Genomic DNA, 18,060 nt, shown 5'->3' on the forward strand with positions numbered 1-18,060 from the left:
CTATGGCAGACAAGCGTCTCCGAGTTGTCGGGGTTCCGCCCGGTGGCGCCGGTCTCCGGGCGACCCTTCCGAAGCTTGTCCGCCCCGGCACGGTCGTCACTGCGTTGGAAGACGGCCTTTTGCGGCCTGCGAGGGCTTGCCTCGGCGAAATTGATGACGTCGACTTCGTTCCGATGGGCGACCTCGTCGGTCGCGTCCTCACCATATGCGGCAGCACCCTCAAGCGGATGCCGACCCGGGGGCAGACCCTCGCCATGGTTTCCCTTGCCGCCGAATCGCTGGAGGACTCCTCGCCCTTCAGCGCCTGCGCCAAGTTCCGCGGCACGCTCCGCCTCGTCGAGGAGCGCTTGGGCGAGCTCCGCGACCGCGGTCTGGAGGCGGAGGAACTGCGGACGATCGCGGAGCGTGCGCCCCAGTACCTCGCGGAGAAGCTCGACGACCTGGCGGCGATCGCGGAGCTCGTCCGCGACACCATGGACGCCTCCAACCGTGAGTTCGCCTCAGACCGGGCCGCTCGGTGCCGGGGGCTCAAGATGGGCGAGTGCACCGTGTTCTCGCGACTGGTCGTCCTCGCGGGCAACGAGGAGCGCCCCGTCTACGAGGACTGGATGCGCTGGTGCGCGGACGAAGGAATCCACGTGGACGTGCTGGTCGAACATGTGAGCGGCAGGCCCGACCTCTTCAAGTATGGGCGACGCCTCGCTGAGCGTCTCGCGCCGCCGCTCGTGCCGATGGTGCCGAGCGACCCGTGGTACGCGGCGCTTTACACCGATAAAGTCGCCACGAACGCGCCGAAGGTGGAGGTCATGACCTCCGGCGACCCGCTCTCCGAGTGTGAGTGGGCGGTGCGGACCGCTTTGCGCGCGATCGAAGAGGGCACGCCGATCGAGTCCATCGCCTTTCATGCCCGTGACCTGGAATCCTACGGGCCCTTGCTGGCTTTGGCGGCGGGTCGGCACGGGCTTCGGCTCTCGCTCTCGCGGGCGGTGGCGCTGATGGGTAGCGGCTTCGCCCGGTTGATCGCCGGGCTTCTCTCGGCCCTGGCGACCAACGACCCCAGGACGGTCGGCCGGCTGGGGCGGTTCGGCTATCTGGATCTCACCCGCGACGAGAGGCGCAGGTTGACGGACGCGTGCGCCAATGCCGTCCGTGAGGCGGTCCGCCCTTGGGACAGCCTGAGCGAATGGGCGGATGAGGCGGGGGAGCGGTTCGCTTGGCTTCGCGCGACGCTGGCCTGGAGGCAAGAGGCGCAGGGGGATGCCCGGCTTTCTGTCTGGCTCGACCGCTTGCGGGACTTGGTGGGATCGACCTCGATCGCGGAGGCGGTCTGTCGCGAGGACGCCCCGGACGACCGCGACATACGGGCCCAGACCTTGCTCCAGCGCGCGATCGCGGACTACGCCTATGGCTACGACCAGGCGGGCCTGCCAGAACTGAACCTGGCGAGGTTTTGCAGGCTCGCCAACGACCTGTGGCAGGACGAGACCATCCACTTGCCGGCAGTCCCGGGAGGGGTCACGGTGGTCTCGGACGCGGCGCGGCTGCCCGCGGCGGACCTGGTCGTCGCGCTCGGCCTGCTCGAAGGCACGATGCCTCGAAGGCGCAGCGAGGACACCGTGCTGGACGATGCCGACCGCGAAGAAATCGCCAGGCTGAGCGGGATCGCGTTGCCGAGCTCGATTGAGACGAGCGAGAACGAGCGGGACGAGTTCGTGCGGCTCTGCGCGGCCGCGGGCCAGCGGCTGGTCTTGAGCTACCCGCTCGCCCAGGAGGAGCGCGAGTCCATCCCCGCCTTCGCGATCAAGGAGGTCGAACGGGCGGCGGGCGGCGCGGACTATAGCAACCATCCGCTCACCGAGTGGGCCCCGGCCATGGTCGAGTCCCGGTCCGAAGCGGACCACCGCTTGCGCGCCGCGCTCGAAATGCCCGCCGATAAGGTAGAGCCCCCGAAGCTGGAGGATGCCGACGCCCTGAAGCACGTCCGCCCCAACCTCGCCGCCGGCATCACGCCGGAGGAGATCGGGCTCGTTCTCACGTGCCCCTTCCATGCCGCATGGCGGCACCGGCTCGAGGTCTTTGAGCCGACCCCCCGCCGAGGGCTTTCCCTCCTTCGGCACCTGCCGCGCAAGGCGAAGCTGGCGACCGCGCCCGACGCAGAGTCTGCGATCTCGGCCCTCGAGGCTGAGGCTGACGAGCTCTTCGACCGGCTTTGGCCGCACCTGGAGCCCTGGGAGTTGGCCGTCCTGCGCTCGGGTTCGGAAAGGCTGATCCAGGACTGGGTCGCGAGGGAGTTCAGGGCAAGGACGATTTGGCCGCGGGTGCCGGGGAGCGTGAAAGCGGACGTGGCGATCGAAAATGAAGAGCGTCTGAGGACGACGTTCAAGTCCGCAACGATGAGCGTCACCTTCAAGGCGGACGTCACGTTCCTCGCCGAGGTGAAAGGCGGTCTCGTGCTCGGTTTCGTCGAGCCAGGCAACCCGGACCTCGACGAGAAGGGGAGCACTCGCGACCTCGCCACCTACGGCGTCTATTTCTTGTTGCTGCCCGGCATCGACTGGTGCGGGCTAGAGATCGATTCGATGAGCGGCCAGCGCAAGCTCTGGACCTCGGGCGAATCGGCCCAGACTTTGGTCGGCGACATTGCAAAGGGCTTGGCCCGCGCCCCCGCAAAGACGGACCACGAAGACGACTTCCTGAAGGCGGCGAAGGACTACATGAAAAACGGGCTCAAGTTGCTCCGGCACACGGTGGCGGAGCCACGGCCCGGCGATCATTGCAAGGCTTGCCCCTACGGAGAAATCTGTCGGTTCTCCAGGGAGTTCAGCGAGGAACCCTTCGGGGACCAGCCCGGGGAGGAAGGGAGCGATTAAACCGCTCGAGTTCAACGAACAGCAGATGGGGGTGATCCTTGCGGAGACCCCTCAGTTCTCGGTCCGCGCCGCGGCGGGCTCGGGAAAGACCAGTGTCTTGGTGGAGCGCTACTTCCACCACATCGAGACCGACGGGCTCTCGCCCGACCAAATCCTGGCCGTGACCTTCACGAGGCGCGCGGCGGCGATGATGAAGGAGAGGATCGTCGATCGGTTGCGGTCCGCAGGAAAAATCCGGGAAGCGGAGCTTGCCGAGACCGGGCCGATCTACACGATCCACAGCTTCTGCGAGCGTCTGTTGCGCGAGAACGCGCTGATGGCGGGGATCGACGCGGGGTTCGTCATCGCGGACGATGGCCTGGGCAAGACGATGGTCGATCGCGCGGTCCGAAGGGCGCTCGCGACCGCACCTTCCGAGGGCCCGGAGGCAGCCAGCCTGCTGGTCGCACGTTCCAACACGGTCGAGGGCACCAGCGACGTTTCGCTCCGCAACGTGATCGAAAAGACGATGGATCAACTCCGCTCGGGGGGTAGGAGCCGTGCAGAACTTGGCGAGATCTACCGCTCCGTTGAGACGCTGAAGGTGTTTTGGCGCGACATCTGTCTGGAAGAGCTGCCCCTGGACGTGCGGCAAATCATCTACTCCGAGCCCAGCTATTGGCCGGAGGGTGCGGTCCAACTGGTTCGCAGCAGTGGTTACAAGCCCCCACTTTGGCTACGGACCCAGAGGGGCCAGACCGAGGATGAGGAAGCGAGCGCGACGGTCGGACTGATGCGGTTTGTCTTAGCCGCTTGGGCGCACTTGGACGAGCAGATGACCGCGGAGCAAACGTTCGACTTCACCCGGCTCGAGGCGGAGGCGGTCAGTCTGATCGAGCGCTCGGATTCGGTGCGCGAAAAGCTTGCCCGGCAATACCGGGCCGCGCTCATCGACGAGGCACAGGACGTAAACCCGGTGCAGTACCGGCTACTGGACTCTGTGGCAACGGGTCGTTCCATGATGGTCGGGGACCCCCAGCAATCGATCTACCGATTCCGCTTTGCGGACCCCGAGCTGTTTGTCCGGCGGGCGACGGAACTGCCGTGCCATGACCTGGACCAGAACTACCGTTCAAGGCCCGGCATCCTCCGCTTCGTGGACCTCCTCTTTGGCCGGGAATGGGGCGAGGACTACCGGCCGATGGCGCCAGCTACGCCCGCGACGGTGGAAGACCCCTTTGCACACGGAACGTTCGAGGGTGTGGAAGTCTGGCCCGCGGAGAACGGGAAGGACTCGCTGGGCATGGTCGCTCGGATGGTGGACGACCTTGTCGAAGAGAACGGGGGCGAGAAAGGGATCGCCGTGCTTTGCCTCACCAACCGCTACCTGAGCAACCTCGCGGACATGCTCGTCCGGCGCAAGATCGCGTGCCGCAAGGTCGGGGGCAGCGACAAGTTCTTCGCCAAAATGGAGATCCGCGACCTAGCGAACGCGCTCGACGCCCTCAGCGACCCAACGCGGGACTTTGCCCTGCTGGCCCTCCTGCACAGTCCATTTGTCGGCATCAGCTACGACGCTTTGGTCTTGCTGGCGGAGCGGAGGGAAGTCTTCGAGGCACTCGAAGACTTCAAGCCGAAGCGCGCGGACGACGCCGCCAAGCTCGACGCTTTTCGCCGCTGGTTCTTGCCGCTCTCCGCGCGTGCCGCGCTGGTGCCGGCCTGGGAGCTCTTGGGGCCGATGCTCGACCAGACGCCGTACCTGGAAGTGGTTTCGCGGCCGCCCCGAGGGATGCAGACCTTGGCAAACGTGCGGAAACTGCTTTCCATGGCCGCGGCCGACACCGAGGCAGGCGCGCACGAATTTGCCGAGCGCATCCGTCAGGTGCAGCGATTGGGCCACCACGAAGGGAACGCGCCCGCGATCGACGTCGAGGCCCCCGCAGTGGTGCTGACGACGGTCCACAGGGCGAAAGGGCTGGAGTGGCCGATCGTGGTCGTCGCGGACACGTTCGCCCCGTTCCGTCCCCGCCCGAACCGCAGCTTGGTCGTCTGCAACGGGCAACTGGGGGCGGTGGCCACCCGGTTCCGGACCGAAACCCCGGCCTATTCGTGCCTCTTGCACCGGGCGGTGATCGAGGAAGTGGCCGAAACGAGGCGCAAGATGTACGTTGCCATGACTCGGGCGAAGGAGAGGCTTTGCTGCCTTATTGCGAACGAAGGCGGTGACGAGACGCCCGCCGCGTTGATCGCTTCAGCCGCGGGGTTCCCCCGTCGGGTACTTCCCGGCATCCACGTCCGCCGCGAAGGCGACTAGGTGTAGACTTTTCGCGTGGCGTTCCGTCTTGCCCTCTGCCAGTTCAGCCCGCAAAAGGCGCGGCTCGATGAGAACATCGCTCGGATAGGCGAGGTGGCGCGCCAAGCCTTGAAGGAAGGGGCCGACGTCGTCGCCTTCCCGGAGAGCGCGGCCACCGGCTATATCTTAGAAGGGGGAGCTTCCGACGTCGCCATCTCCGCGGACGAGCTTCTGAGGCGGGTTTCGGCGGAGATCGGGGTGCCGAGCCGCCAAGTCGACCTTTTGGTGGGCTTCTATGAGGCGGCGGCGGGCCAACCCTATAACTCGGCCGCATACCTCACGGTCGGCCCCGCCGGCGACCTAGTGGTTCACGTCCACCGCAAAGTGTTCCTCCCCACCTATCGGTTGTTCGACGAGGAGCGGTTCCATCAACCGGGTGGTGGGTTTCATGCGTTCGACACACGGTTTGGCCGGTTCGGCGCGATGATCTGCGAGGACTGTTGGCACTCGCTCTCGGGAACGCTGCTCGCCCTAGACGGTGCCCAGGTGGTCCTTGTGCCTTCCGCGTCGCCGGTCCGCGATATGGCAGAGGAGACCCCCGGCAACGTCCTGCGCTATGAACGGATGCTCCGCGGGCTCAGCGAGGAGCACGGCGTGTTCTCGGCCGCGATCCTTTTGACAGGCTTCGAAGGCGGGAAGGGCTTCAGCGGCGGGTCGTTCGCGTTCGACCCCTTCGGCAGCCGCATGGTCAGCGCTGCGGTCGGGGAAGAGGCGCTCGTGGTCTGCGAGATCGACCTTGACGTCGTGACCTTGGCCCGGCAACGGACGCCGTTGCTGGACGATCTGCGACAAAGGTGGGACGGCTTGGTCAGCCGTCCCACGAAGTCTGATTAGTGGCCGCTGAACTTGGTCGCCACGGTCGGGTCGAGCGAGACGCCCGGCCCCATGGTCGAAGAGATCGTCACAGAAAGGAGGTAGCGCCCCTTCGCCGAAGCCGGCTTAGCCCGGATGATGGCGTCGAGGGCGGCCGTAAAGTTCTCCTTCAGCTGGTCCTCGGTGAAGTTCACCTTGCCGATCGGGACATGGATGACGCCCGCTTTATCAACGCGGTATTCGACGCGGGTCGCGCCCTTGATCTCCTTGACTGCGGTGGCGATGGAATCGGTGACAGTCCCGTTCTTCTTGTTCGGAGTCCGGGTGCCAAGGAAGCGGCCGATCTTACCGATTTGTGGGGCCATATCGTTCGTGGCCAGCATCACGTCAAAGTCCTTCCAACCGCCTTGGATCTGCTTGATGAGGTCTTCGTCGCCGATAACGTCGGCGCCGGCGGCCTCTGCCTCTTTAGCCAAGTCGCCTTTGGCGAGCACCGCGACCTTTTTGGTCTTACCGGTGCCGTGCGGAAGGTTGGTGGTGCCGCGGACGTTCTGGTCGCCTTTTCGCGGGTCGACGCCCATGCGGACGCTGACGTCGACTCCCTCGACGAACTTGGCGCTTGCAGACTGCTTGACAAGTGCGAACGCTTCGTTTATGTCGTAAAACTTGTCAGCGTCGATCTTTTCCGCCACGGCAAGATAGCGGGCCGAGTGCTTGGACTTACTCTTAATGTTCTTGCGCATTTAGGTTTCCCTTGTGGTCAAGCGGCCGCGCGTCGGCCTCCCACATGAATCGGCTAGGATACCCGGTCCGGTGCTATAGTCCGGGCGTGTCTTCACCGGGAATCTTTAGCCAGCCTGAGATCCATGCCTGGGTGACCACCGCCAACGAGTTCCAGGATCATCGGGTCAAGAAGTACTTGGGGGTCGTGCGGGGGATCACCGTTCGCAGCCGCAGCGTCGTGGGCAACCTGGGTGCCGCCTTGCAGACCCTGGTCGGCGGCAACATCACGATCTATACCCAGCTCTGCGAGCATGCCCGGCAGGAAGCCTACGACATCATGGTCCGGCATGCAGCAGAGGTCGGCGCTAACGCCATTATCGCGATGCGGTACGACGCGAACGAGATCGGACAGGGCGTCACCGAGGTCCTTTGCTACGGGACCGCGGTGATTATCGAGCCCCGGCACTGAAGATTTACCTAAATCACCCCACAATTCTAAGGGCCCGGGACGCGGGTCGTAGGGTTATGAAGCGGGCTCTTATCACGGGGATCACCGGCCAAGACGGCAGTTATCTGGCCGAGCTGTTGCTTTCTAAGGGCTATGAAGTCCACGGGATCAAGCGGCGTTCGTCACAGTTTAACACGCAAAGGGTAGACCACCTCTATCGGCTATCTCAGACCGAGGGTGTGCCGTTCCGGCTCCACTACGGCGATGTGACCGACGCGACCTCCATCATTCGGGTCCTGCAAGAGTGCCGGCCCGACGAAGTCTATAACCTCGCCGCCCAATCCCACGTCAAAGTCAGCTTCGAATGCCCGGAGTACACGGCTCAGTGCGACGCAATCGGAGCTTTGCGGATCCTGGAGGCGATCCGGGTTTTGGGTATGGATCGTGACGTCAAGTTTTACCAGGCCAGCACAAGCGAGATGTTCGGAAAGGTCTGTGAAACGCCGCAAAGAGAGACCACGCCTTTCTATCCTCGCTCTCCTTACGGTGCCGCGAAGGTTTATGCCCACTGGACGACGATCAATTATCGCGAGGCTTATGGTTTCTTCGCGTGTAACGGCATCTTGTTCAACCACGAGTCTCCGCGTCGCGGCGAGACCTTCGTGACCAGGAAGATTACGCGCGCGGCGGCACGGATCAAATACGGTTTGGACGAGCGCTTGTTCCTGGGGAACTTGGACGCGAAGCGCGACTGGGGCCACGCCCGCGACTACGTCGACGGCATGTGGCGCATGCTGCAGCAGGACGAGCCGGACGACTATGTGCTTGCGACGGGCCAAACCCGGACCGTCCGCGAGTTCGTTTCGATCGCCTTCGCAACCGCCGACCTTCCGCTCGTCTGGGAGGGGTCGGGCCTTCACGAGAGCGGCATCGAGCCGAAATCCGGCAAGAAGGTCGTGCGGATCGACCCCAAACTCTACCGACCGACGGAAGTCGACCTGTTGATGGGCGACGCCCGCAAGGCGCGCGAAGTTCTGGGATGGGCCCCTACGACACCCTTTAACCGAATGGTTGAAGAAATGGTCGAGGCGGACTTGGAAGGGGCCGCCGCCGAAGTCGCCGTGGAAAGCCGCAGACCGCGGATTTCGGCTTAACGTGGGATAATGGCGCGGTGGCTTTGACCCGCTCCACAAAGATCTTCCTCGCGGGCCACCGTGGCTTGGTCGGCTCGGCTATCCATCGGCGCCTCCTCGCCGCGGGCTTTGAGAACGTCCTGACGCAGGCCCGGCAAGAACTGGACCTTACCGACCAGGCCAAGACGCTCGACTTTCTCAAAGGCGAACGGCCGGAATGGGTGGTCTGTGCGGCGGCGCTGGTCGGCGGCATCCAGGCAAACCGCTCGCGTCCGGCGGACTTTATCGGCATAAACCTTGCCATCCAGCAAAGCGTGATCTGGGGCAGCCACCTTGCCGATATTCCGAACTTGATGTTCTTAGGCTCCAGCTGCATCTATCCCAAGATCACACCGCAACCCATCCGAGAGGAAGCGCTCATGACCGGGCCGCTAGAGCCCACGAACGCGCCCTACGCGGTCGCAAAGATCGCCGCTTTAACAATGTGCCAAGCACTCCAGGAACAGTACGGTCGAAACTACTTTACGGTCATGCCCCCTAACGTTTATGGAATGGGCGACAATTTTGACCCCATGAACGCTCACGTGATGGGAGCCTTGATCCGCAGGTTCCATGAGAACCTCCCGGACAAGCCGGTCACGTGCTGGGGCACAGGTTCTCCGAAGCGGGAGTTCCTCTTATCGGACGACTTGGCCGAAGCTTGCGTGTTCCTTATGCAAACGGATAAGAAGGTTCCCCCCTATATCAATGTCGGCACCGGAAAATCCATAAGTATTAAAGATCTTGCCTTCGCGATCCAAGGCGTCACCGGCCACTCCGGCGCCATTCAGTGGGACACGAGCATGCCTGACGGGTTTCCGGAAAAAACGATGGACGTCTCGAAGATCGAGGCGCTTGGCTGGCGTCACAAGACCGATGTCCGCGAGGGCGTCAAGATCGCGTACCAAAGCTTCTTGGAGGCTTTCGCGGGCTCCCCTTTGAGCCGCGACGAAAGCTGACTTTACTGAAAGTCGTCGGCGGTGATGGCGCGAGCCGCGAGATACGACTGTCCGCGTGAATCGACCCCCGGGCCCTGGTCGCCGGACGTCACCATGTAGGCTTCGTCGGCCGTTGGGGCGTTAGTTTGGGCGTGGACGACGCTTCCATTGGAAAGCGCCGTCGATTGACAACCTCCTGCAATCAATAGGCCAAAGGCCAAAAGGGCGATGCTCACGAGTTGCGATCGCATGCCCAAGAGTATGCCCGGCAAATGCGAGATTTTCGGGTTTGCCGGGCCGAGAGTGGGTTTTATGTTGAAAAAGTGCCTAGCAGGCCGCCCTTTACCCGGCCTAAAGTCACAGAGATGTCGGAAAGGTATGTGGTCATCTATAAGCGATAAGACGATGTCATAGACGGATTACATCGAAATTTACTTAACGCGAACCTCTATTGAGCCGTTCCAATCGTCAGATGGCGGATCTTTAGAAAACCTGTGCGCTCGGGCTCGCAAGATCTTTGCGGGCCCATCATCGGGCCGCAGCCGCAGGACGGAGTCGAAGGCTTCGACAGACTCCGCAAAGTGTCGTATGCGGTAAAGCCGCATCGCATCATTGTGGCGGCTCGCAAGGGCGATCGTCTCTGGAGCACAGGAGGATGCCAGGGCCAACAACTCGTAGACCGGCACGGCCTGCTCCCTCCCAGCCACCGAGACGAGGTCGACCAGCCGGGTGACGATCCGTTCGCCCGCCTCCTCCCGCGCCGCTTCGTTGATCAAGACCTCCGTCTCGTAATACTTGTTAAGCCCTTGGAGCCGGCTCGCCAAGTTCACCGAGTCTCCGATGACCGTGTAGTTCATCCGCCGCCGGCTCCCGACATTGCCCACCACGACGTCGCCGGTGGCGATCCCGAAGGAGGCCCGCAACCGGGGGATCCCTTGCTCTCGCCATTCGGAGTGCAGCTGCGAGATCGTGGCCCGGCTCTGGAGGGCGGCCCGACAAGCGAGATAGGCGTGGTCAGTCGCCGCCTTCGGCGCCCCCCAAAAGGCCATGACGTCATCGCCGTTGAACTTATCGACCGTTCCGCCAAGGCGCAGGACTTCGCCGCTGAGTACGTCCAGGTACTCGGCCAGCACCTCGACCAGCGCTTCCGGTTCCATCCGCTCGCTTAGGGCGGTGAACCCAATAATGTCGGCGAAGTACACCGTGAGGTGCCGCCGCTCGCCTCCGAGTTTGGCCTCCTGACCGCTTTCCACGAGCCAGCGCGCATAGTCGGTCGGGACGAGCTTTTCAAAGGAGCGGAGGCCGGTCTTCATCTGCTCCATGCCCTCCGCGAGCCAATCAATCTCCTTGATGCGGGACGTCGGAAGCGGTCGCGGTTCGAGGTCGAAGGAGCGGATCCGCGCGGTCTCTGCGGAGAGTTCTTGCAGGGGGAGCGAAACGCTTCGCGCAAGCAAGAGACTGAAGACCACGGCGACGACCACCCCACCCATGGCAAGCACGGCAAGGGCCCACCCGGTCTGCCAAACGCCGCTCATGAAGTCCCGGTCGCGGACGGCGACGCAGGTGATCAGGCGCGGACGCCCTCCTCCTGTGACGGGGAGGAGCCCCGCGATGTAGGGTTCGCCGCTCGCCCGGAGGACGATGCGCTGGACCTCGTCCGCGCGGGTGGCCCACCCGTTTTCCCCGATCCGTGCGAGGGTCGCGCTGGCGACCGGGTCGGTGAATTCGGAGGGCTTGGCAAGTCGCTGGGAGCCACCTTCGGTCACGAGAAGCCGGTTCAAATCCGGATGGGCGACGACACGCGGTTCTCGACCGGGGACGGCTTCCACCAGGAAGGCCAGCCCCGTCTCACCAACCTGGATCGTCTGCAGGAACCGGCTGAGCTCGGTGATCGTGAAATCGACCGTGACGACACCGGCGAAGGCGTTGTCCGCGTCGTAGACCGGCGTGACGCAGGTGAGCCCGGGGGTCTTGACGTCGGCCAAATCGTTGCGAAGGTGAACGCCGTACCAGGACTGCTCTCCCCGGTCGCGGGCCAGCTGGTACCAGGGCTCGCCGCGCACGTCGAGAGCCTCTCGGAGACGACCGGACGTCTGGCGCAGCTCGCGCCCGAACATCGAATACTCTTCCGTGCGGTAGCGGCCGCCCGCTGTCCGCCGGACGACCTCGACGACGAGGGCACCGTTGGCCCGCTGAACGACCTGCACACGGTCGCCCGTGCTCTCGAGCGTGAACTGGACCGCGCCGAACTCGGGCTGCGCCTGCATCAGGTCGAGCATCCGCCGCGCCAGAGAGTCGAAGTTGCCCGCGCTCGGCCGGCGCTGGGTGGCTGATTCCACCACCAAGCCCCGGATCAGCCGCCCCTGCGATTCGGCAAGGCCAAGCAGGCCGGTGACACGCTGGTCGACCAAAACGGCCGTCTGGCGTACGATCCGGCCTGAAAGGTCGTCGACGGTCACGCGAGCGCGCCAGAAAGCGACCGAGCCCAAGACTAGGAGCGTTCCGACGAGCAACAGCGTGGTCCGCAATGTTAGCGTCGCCCGGAGGGAAAGCCGCATTCCTTTGCTGCCCAACCTATTATAAGCGACTTGGGAGCGTCGTTACGATCCAGCGCTTCTGCCAGCTTGGGTTGGGTCTCGGGCCCCCTCACCCCTCCGGGGGAGAGGGGGTTGGGGGTGAGGGGGCTGAGACCCTGGTCCATTGCGAACTTGCGTGCAGCGGGAGTCAAGGGCGTGACCGTAAATGGTTCTGGTGTCTGATCCTGCGAACACCATCAAGAGTGCCACTCAGTGAAATCTCTTCGCCACGCTCTGAACGACCTGGAGCGGATGCAGTCCCGCATGACTTGGCTGAATGCAGCACTTTAGTGTTTGAGGAGCAGCCATAACGCCAGAAAGACCAGGATTACCGAAACGACTTGGAGAAAGAGCCTTTCTGGGATCCGCCTGAGAACCGCCGTTCCCAAGAAAGTGCCCACCAGGACTCCACCAGACATCACGGCGATCTGCGGCCAAACAGAGGCCAATTCCCGCCACTGGTTGGCAAGATAGATGGGCATTCGCGCTCCATCCACGATGAGTCCTATCGCGGTCGCGGTCGCCACGAACGCATCGCGGGATACGCCAAGTCCAGTCATTGCTCCCGTTCGCAAGCCACCCTGGTTGCCGACCAAACCACCGAGGAACCCTGATACAGCCCCCGCACCCCAAGCCCAGGCGCCGGTGAACTTTAGCCGCTTGGTCCAGCCAAAAATGCCTCCCACACCCACGAACAGCAAGAGCGCTGCGACGACTGTGCCGGCTGGCGGTCGAGACTTCCGAGTGGGCAAGAGCTAGCCATCGCTGACATTGGCGGCTTACCAGCAGATAGACGATCTGAACGGGTTCGGCGGCAGCGTCACTTGGTCGCACTTGGGCAAAGGCGTGACCGAGTTTGACCAGTGGGCAGTGGGAATGTACTGGTCGCGCACTTTGAGCCCGAGCTCGGGAGCCTATGCCGAGGTCTACCACGTCATGCCCACCACTCAGGGAGGACCGCGCGCAGCCTTCGCGGATGTGGGTGTGTCGTACCTCGTCAATCCCGCCACAGCGGTCGACATTCGCATTGGCAGCGGGTCTCAATCAGTCTCGGGATGGCTGGTTCGTCGGCTTTGGCATCGGATATCGATTCTAGTTCTTGACCAATTCTTGAGGTTTCGTCACGGCCTCTTGATGCGCCATTGATCTTTCTTTCTTCCACCATTTAACACATGGACCTTGCGGCTCTAGGAATCATTCTCGGTCTCGCTCTCGGCACGTTCGGCTTGATACGCATGTGCGAGAAGCTGGAGGCGGTGGAATGACCTTGCTCTACTGGATCGGCGGCGTCATCGCGCTGATGCTCCTGGTCTATCTGGGAACCGCGCTGCTTCGCCCGGAGAAGTTCTGATATGGTAACCCGCGATTGGATTCAGATCGGCCTCTATCTCCTCGTCCTGTTGCTTTGCGTGAAGCCACTGGGGATCTACATGGCCAAGGTGCTTGAAGGGCAGCGGACGTTTCTAGCCCCTGCATTCGGATGGCTGGAGAAGCTCGCGTACAAGGTAGGAGGGGTCGACCCCGAAGAGGAGATGACCTGGAAGCGGTACGCCGTCAACGCCATAGCATTCAGCGTTGTTGGATTTCTGGCCGTCTTTTTCCTCCAGCGATTTCAAGCATCGCTCCCCTTTAATCCCGCCGGAATGGGACCTGTCTCCGCCGATTCGAGCCTCAATACCGCATCGAGCTTCGCCACCAATACGAACTGGCAAGGTTACGGCGGAGAGTCGACGATGAGCTACCTCACCCAAATGCTCGGGCTGACCGTGCAGAACTTCGTGAGTGCGGCGGCGGGCATCGCGGTTCTTGCTGCTCTGATCAGGGGGCTAAGAGCTCGTGAAGCAACGAGCATCGGAAATTTCTGGGCCGACCTCACACGCTCAACGGTTTACATCCTTATCCCGCTCTCGATCGTCTTCAGCCTCGTACTCGTCAGCCAGGGCGTCGTCCAGACCTTCAACAATTACGAGAAGGCGACACTGGTCCAAGCCACGAAGGACGCGGGTGGCAACCAGCTCATCGAGCAGACCATCGCTCTCGGGCCCGCCGCATCCCAGATCGCCATCAAACAGCTCGGCACCAACGGTGGAGGGTTTTTTAATGTCAACTCGGCCCACCCGCTGGAGAATCCGACGCCGGTCAGCAATTTCTTCGAGTGCCTCGCAATCCTTCTGATTCCTGCTGCACTTTGCTACACATTTGGCGTCATGGTCGGACAGCGGCGTCAGGGTTGGGCGGTGCTTGCGGCGATGACCGTGCTCTTTCTAGCTTTCCTCATCCCAACCGTGGTCCAGGAGCAGCACGGCAACCCCGCCTTTGCCTCAATGGGACTCCAACAGACCGCCAACTGGGAAGGCAAGGAAGCGCGCCATGGCATCGGCAATTCGGCGCTCTGGGCGACCGCCACAACCGCAGCCAGCAACGGCTCGGTGAACTCGATGCACGACTCCTACACGCCTCTCGGTGGACTTTTCCCCATGGTGCTCATGCAGCTCGGCGAAGTGGTTTTCGGCGGAGTCGGCTCGGGGCTCTACGGAATGCTGGTGTTTGCCATAGTCGCGGTGTTCCTTGCGGGGCTGATGGTTGGGCGCACACCCGAATATCTCGGCAAGAAGATCGAGGCCCACGAAATGAAGATGGCCTCGTTGGTGATCCTCATTCCTTGCGTAGTCGTGTTGCTCTGTACGGCGGTTTCGCTAGTCTGGCCATCGGTGGATGCTGGGGTTTCTCAGGGTGCGAAGGGCATGGCTAACCCCGGCGCACACGGCTTTTCCGAACTCCTTTACGCCTATTCAAGCATGGGCAATAACAACGGCTCGGCCTTCGCGGGCTTCGGCGCAAACGTGCCGTTCCACAACTTCCTGGGAGCGGCGGCAATGTGGGTTTCCCGGTTTTGGCTGATGGTTCCAGTGCTGGCGATCGCGGGCTCACTGGCGCGAAAGCGGATCGTTCCGGCGGGACCGGGCACGCTGCCGACCCACACGCCACTCTTTGTTGTTCTGCTCTGCTCGGTCGTGATCGTCGTCGGCGCGCTGACCTTCATCCCCGCGCTCGGGCTCGGCCCCATCGTCGAGCATCTTCAAATTGCCAAATAAGACCATGTCTCTTGTCAAATCCAAACCCATTTTCGATTCTGCGCTCATGAGCCGGGCGGCGGCAGACGCCTTCCGAAAGCTCGATCCACGAGTTCAGTTTAAGAATCCTGTCATGTTCGTCGTCTGGGTTGGCTCCATGTTAACCACGGGGCTCTGGGTCTATGCCTTGAATGGCAGGGGTGAGGCGGCCCCGGGATTCATCCTCGCGATTGCCCTCTGGCTCTGGTTTACCGTGCTCTTTTCCAACTTCGCCGAGGCGATGGCGGAAGGGAGAGGCAAAGCCCAGGCAGATGCCCTTCGCAAGGCCAAGAAGGACGTGCCGGCGACGCGGCTCCAGAACGGCAACTCGGGCAAGTCGGCTTACTCAGAAGAAACGAGGTTTGAGACGGTGTCCGCCTCAGGTCTTAGGAAGGGAGACCTGGTCCTTGTCGAAGCGGGCCACTTCATTCCCGGCGACGGCGACATCGTCGAGGGCGTCGCCACCGTCGACGAATCCGCCATCACCGGCGAGTCCGCGCCGGTCGTCCGGGAAGCCGGCGGCGACCGGAGCGCGGTCACGGGCGGCACGAGGGTCCTAAGCGATTGGATCGTCGTGCGTATCTCGGCTAATCCCGGCGAGAGCTTCCTAGACCGCATGATCGGCATGGTCGAAGGCGCCAAGCGGCAGAAGACGCCGAACGAGATCGCGCTCAACATCCTGCTCGCGGCGATGACGATCATTTTCCTGCTCGCCTGCGCCACCTTGCTGCCCTTTTCCATTTATGCGGTACAGAGCGCGGGCAAGGGTTCGCCGATCACCGTGACCGTCCTTGTGGCCCTGCTCGTCTGCTTGATCCCCACCACGATCGGCGGCCTGCTCAGCGCGATCGGCATCGCGGGTATGGACCGCCTGCTTCGCAAGAATGTGATCGCAATGTCGGGCCGGGCGGTTGAGGCGGCAGGCGACGTGGATGTGCTGCTCCTCGATAAAACGGGCACGATCACGCTCGGCAACCGGCAGGCGGTGGCGTTTGCACCCGCGCCCGGAGTGAGTCCAGAAGAGCTTGCCGACAAGGCACAACTCTCATCGCTTGCCGATGAAACTCCCGAAGGTCGGAGCATTGTAGTGCTCGCAAAAGAGAAGTTCGGGCTTCGGGGCCGAGAAGTTAGCGGAGAGCACTTTGTGCCGTTCACCGCCCAAACGCGCATGTCTGGCGTCGACTTGAACGGTATTATGGTCCGCAAGGGCGCCCAGGACGCGGTCAAGCGCTGGATCGAAGAGCAAGGCGGGCACTTCCCGAGCGAGGTCCAGGCCACCGTCGACGAGATCGCCAAGTCCGGCGGAACTCCCCTCGTCGTCGCCGAGAAGAACGGCGCGGTGCCCCGAGTCCTTGGCACAATCCACCTCAAGGACATCGTTAAGGGTGGCATCCGTGAGAGGTTCCATGACCTGCGTCAGATGGGCATCAAGACGGTCATGATCACGGGCGATAACCCGCTCACTGCCGCCGCGATCGCCGCCGAATCGGGCGTGGATGATTTCCTCGCTGAAGCGACTCCGGAAGCTAAGCTCAAACTCATTCGCGAGTATCAGCAAGGCGGGCGGCTAGTGGCCATGACAGGCGACGGCACGAACGATGCCCCCGCGCTTGCCCAGGCCGATGTGGCGGTGGCGATGAACACTGGCACCCAGGCCGCCAAAGAGGCGGGCAACATGGTGGACCTGGACAGCAACCCCACCAAGTTGATCGAGATCGTAGAGACCGGCAAACAGCTGCTCATGACCCGAGGCGCCCTGACAACGTTCAGCATCGCCAACGACGTGGCAAAGTACTTCGCGATCCTGCCTGCGGCGTTCGTCTCGGTCTATCCCGAACTAGCAAAACTGAACGTCATGGGGCTCAAAACCCCTGAAAGTGCGATCCTCAGCGCGGTGATCTTCAACGCGCTCGTCATCATCGCGCTCATTCCGCTGGCTCTCAAGGGCATCCGTTATCGCCCTGTCGGGGCGGAGCAGGTGCTTCGCCAAAACTTGCTCATCTATGGGCTCGGCGGGCTGATCGTGCCGTTCGTGGGCATCAAGCTCATCGACCTCATTCTTGGAACCTTTATGCGATGAAATCCTTCCTTCACTCTCTTCGAATGCTGCTCTTCTTCACTGTCTTGTGCGGTGTGGCTTATCCGCTGATCATCACGGGTGTTGCCCAACTCACCTTTCCGAAGCAAGCCAACGGCAGCTTGATCGTTGAAAATGGCAAGGTGCGCGGATCTTCTTTGATCGGCCAGGCCTTCGACGCCCAAAAATATTTCTGGGGCCGCCCGTCCGCAACGTCACCGGCTTACAACGCCTCAGCTTCTTCAGGCTCGAACTTTGGTCCAACGAGCCCAGCGCTCAAAGAGGCGATCGCATCGCGCATCAAGGCGCTTCGCAACGCCGATCCCAGCAATGACAAGCCCATTCCCACCGACCTGGTAACGACTTCGGGAAGTGGGCTCGACCCTCACGTCTCCCCAGCCGCCGCCGAATTCCAGGTGCCTCGCGTCGCCCGCGCAAGGGGCCTCGCGGAGGATCGCGTACGACAGCTTGTCCAGAATCACACACAAGGACCACGACTGGGGGTCCTTGGCGAACCGGTGGTCAACGTGCTCGAACTGAACCTCGCCCTGGACCGGGAGGCCGCTCGTTGAAGCCCGATGATCGGCTCCTCCGAGTCCCCGTCGTCGCCCTCGGCTTCCGACCGGGGCTGGAAATGGTCGAGACGTTTCAGACCGCCCTTGCCCTCGACCCCAAGGCCAAGTGTTGGGCCATCGTCTCGAACGGGGATGCGCAAGTCGTTCGCGATGCCTGGCAGGCAGACCCAGACTCCACTCTTGTCATCATCCGCGCGGAAAGGGACGCTGCGCTCGGGGTCGCCTGCGAGCTTTTGGAAACGCTGGCCCCCGGTCCGGCCGCGCTCCTCCTGGCCAACCTCCCGGCGCACCGCTCCCTTCTTCCCTCTAGGAAGTACGCGCCCGAGTCGATCCGCCGTCTCGAAGAGTCGCACCCCGACCTTCAGGTACACCTGCATTGCGCCGAATGGCTGAGAAGGCCCCCGCGCGTCCGATGAGGTGATT

15 protein-coding genes are annotated in these 18,060 nt (G+C 62.9%); 11 read left to right on the forward strand and 4 right to left on the reverse strand.

All coding sequences use genetic code 11. From position 1 onward, the window contains the following. Window positions 1-2: 2 nt before the first annotated feature. Genes KF733_04230 through KF733_04240 form a run of 3 tightly spaced genes read left to right on the forward strand, consistent with a single transcriptional unit; the run spans window position 3 to window position 6,036 of the window. Entirely contained in the window at window positions 3-2,870 is a 2,868-nt protein-coding gene (locus KF733_04230) for a hypothetical protein (GenBank protein ID QYK56694.1), read from the forward strand. A gap of 25 nt (window positions 2,871-2,895) precedes the next feature. Next, window positions 2,896-5,163, forward strand: coding sequence for a UvrD-helicase domain-containing protein (locus KF733_04235; protein QYK56695.1), 2,268 nt, complete (start codon window positions 2,896-2,898; stop codon window positions 5,161-5,163). Between the two features lie 15 nt (window positions 5,164-5,178). Next, window positions 5,179-6,036, forward strand: a complete 858-nt coding sequence (locus KF733_04240; protein ID QYK56696.1) for a hypothetical protein — start codon at window positions 5,179-5,181, stop codon at window positions 6,034-6,036. Here KF733_04240 and rplA read toward each other — a convergent pair. Next, window positions 6,033-6,758, reverse strand: a complete 726-nt coding sequence (gene rplA / locus KF733_04245) for a 50S ribosomal protein L1 (GenBank protein ID QYK56697.1) — start codon at window positions 6,756-6,758, stop codon at window positions 6,033-6,035. The genes KF733_04240 and rplA overlap by 4 nt on opposite strands. 86 nt (window positions 6,759-6,844) lie before the next feature. Between rplA and KF733_04250 the strand changes: the two genes are divergently transcribed. From KF733_04250 to KF733_04260, 3 genes are read left to right on the forward strand one after another with little or no spacing between them, the layout of a single operon-like run. After that, window positions 6,845-7,207: a YbjQ family protein gene (locus tag KF733_04250; protein QYK56698.1), complete on the forward strand. Its 363-nt coding sequence runs from the start codon at window positions 6,845-6,847 to the stop codon at window positions 7,205-7,207. 56 nt (window positions 7,208-7,263) lie between these two features. Continuing rightward, window positions 7,264-8,340, forward strand: coding sequence for a GDP-mannose 4,6-dehydratase (gene gmd, locus KF733_04255; GenBank protein ID QYK56699.1), 1,077 nt, complete (start codon window positions 7,264-7,266; stop codon window positions 8,338-8,340). Window positions 8,341-8,363: 23 nt separating this feature from the next. Further along, window positions 8,364-9,317, forward strand: a complete 954-nt coding sequence (locus tag KF733_04260) for a GDP-L-fucose synthase (protein QYK57154.1) — start codon at window positions 8,364-8,366, stop codon at window positions 9,315-9,317. Window positions 9,318-9,319: 2 nt separating this feature from the next. On the opposite strand, the gene KF733_04265 is transcribed toward KF733_04260, so the two are convergent. The 3 genes from KF733_04265 to KF733_04275 form a co-directional block, all read right to left on the reverse strand. Then, entirely contained in the window at window positions 9,320-9,547 is a 228-nt protein-coding gene (locus KF733_04265) for a hypothetical protein (protein QYK56700.1), read from the reverse strand. Window positions 9,548-9,727: 180 nt separating this feature from the next. Beyond that, window positions 9,728-11,854 carry an adenylate/guanylate cyclase domain-containing protein gene (locus KF733_04270; GenBank protein ID QYK56701.1) on the reverse strand — a complete coding sequence of 709 codons (2,127 nt, stop codon included), beginning with the start codon at window positions 11,852-11,854 and terminating at the stop codon, window positions 9,728-9,730. A gap of 305 nt (window positions 11,855-12,159) precedes the next feature. Continuing rightward, on the reverse strand, window positions 12,160-12,573 hold the full coding sequence (locus KF733_04275) for a TSUP family transporter (protein QYK56702.1): 414 nt from the start codon (window positions 12,571-12,573) through the stop codon (window positions 12,160-12,162). A gap of 560 nt (window positions 12,574-13,133) precedes the next feature. Here KF733_04275 and kdpF point away from each other — a divergent pair. From kdpF to KF733_04300, 5 genes are read left to right on the forward strand one after another with little or no spacing between them, the layout of a single operon-like run. Beyond that, on the forward strand, window positions 13,134-13,223 hold the full coding sequence (gene kdpF / locus KF733_04280) for a K(+)-transporting ATPase subunit F (protein ID QYK56703.1): 90 nt from the start codon (window positions 13,134-13,136) through the stop codon (window positions 13,221-13,223). A gap of 1 nt (window position 13,224) precedes the next feature. Next, complete coding sequence (gene kdpA / locus KF733_04285) at window positions 13,225-14,967, forward strand: potassium-transporting ATPase subunit KdpA (GenBank protein ID QYK56704.1); 1,743 nt, start codon at window positions 13,225-13,227, stop codon at window positions 14,965-14,967. Window positions 14,968-14,971: 4 nt separating this feature from the next. Beyond that, on the forward strand, window positions 14,972-17,065 hold the full coding sequence (gene kdpB / locus KF733_04290; protein QYK56705.1) for a potassium-transporting ATPase subunit KdpB: 2,094 nt from the start codon (window positions 14,972-14,974) through the stop codon (window positions 17,063-17,065). Further along, window positions 17,062-17,634 carry a potassium-transporting ATPase subunit KdpC gene (kdpC, locus tag KF733_04295; GenBank protein QYK56706.1) on the forward strand — a complete coding sequence of 191 codons (573 nt, stop codon included), beginning with the start codon at window positions 17,062-17,064 and terminating at the stop codon, window positions 17,632-17,634. Before kdpB ends, kdpC begins: the two co-directional genes overlap by 4 nt. Then, window positions 17,631-18,053 carry a hypothetical protein gene (locus KF733_04300; GenBank protein QYK56707.1) on the forward strand — a complete coding sequence of 141 codons (423 nt, stop codon included), beginning with the start codon at window positions 17,631-17,633 and terminating at the stop codon, window positions 18,051-18,053. The genes kdpC and KF733_04300 overlap by 4 nt, the downstream gene beginning before the upstream one ends. Window positions 18,054-18,060 lie beyond the last annotated feature (7 nt).

This window comes from Fimbriimonadaceae bacterium (assembly GCA_019454125.1).
GTDB lineage: Bacteria > Armatimonadota > Fimbriimonadia > Fimbriimonadales > Fimbriimonadaceae > JALHNM01.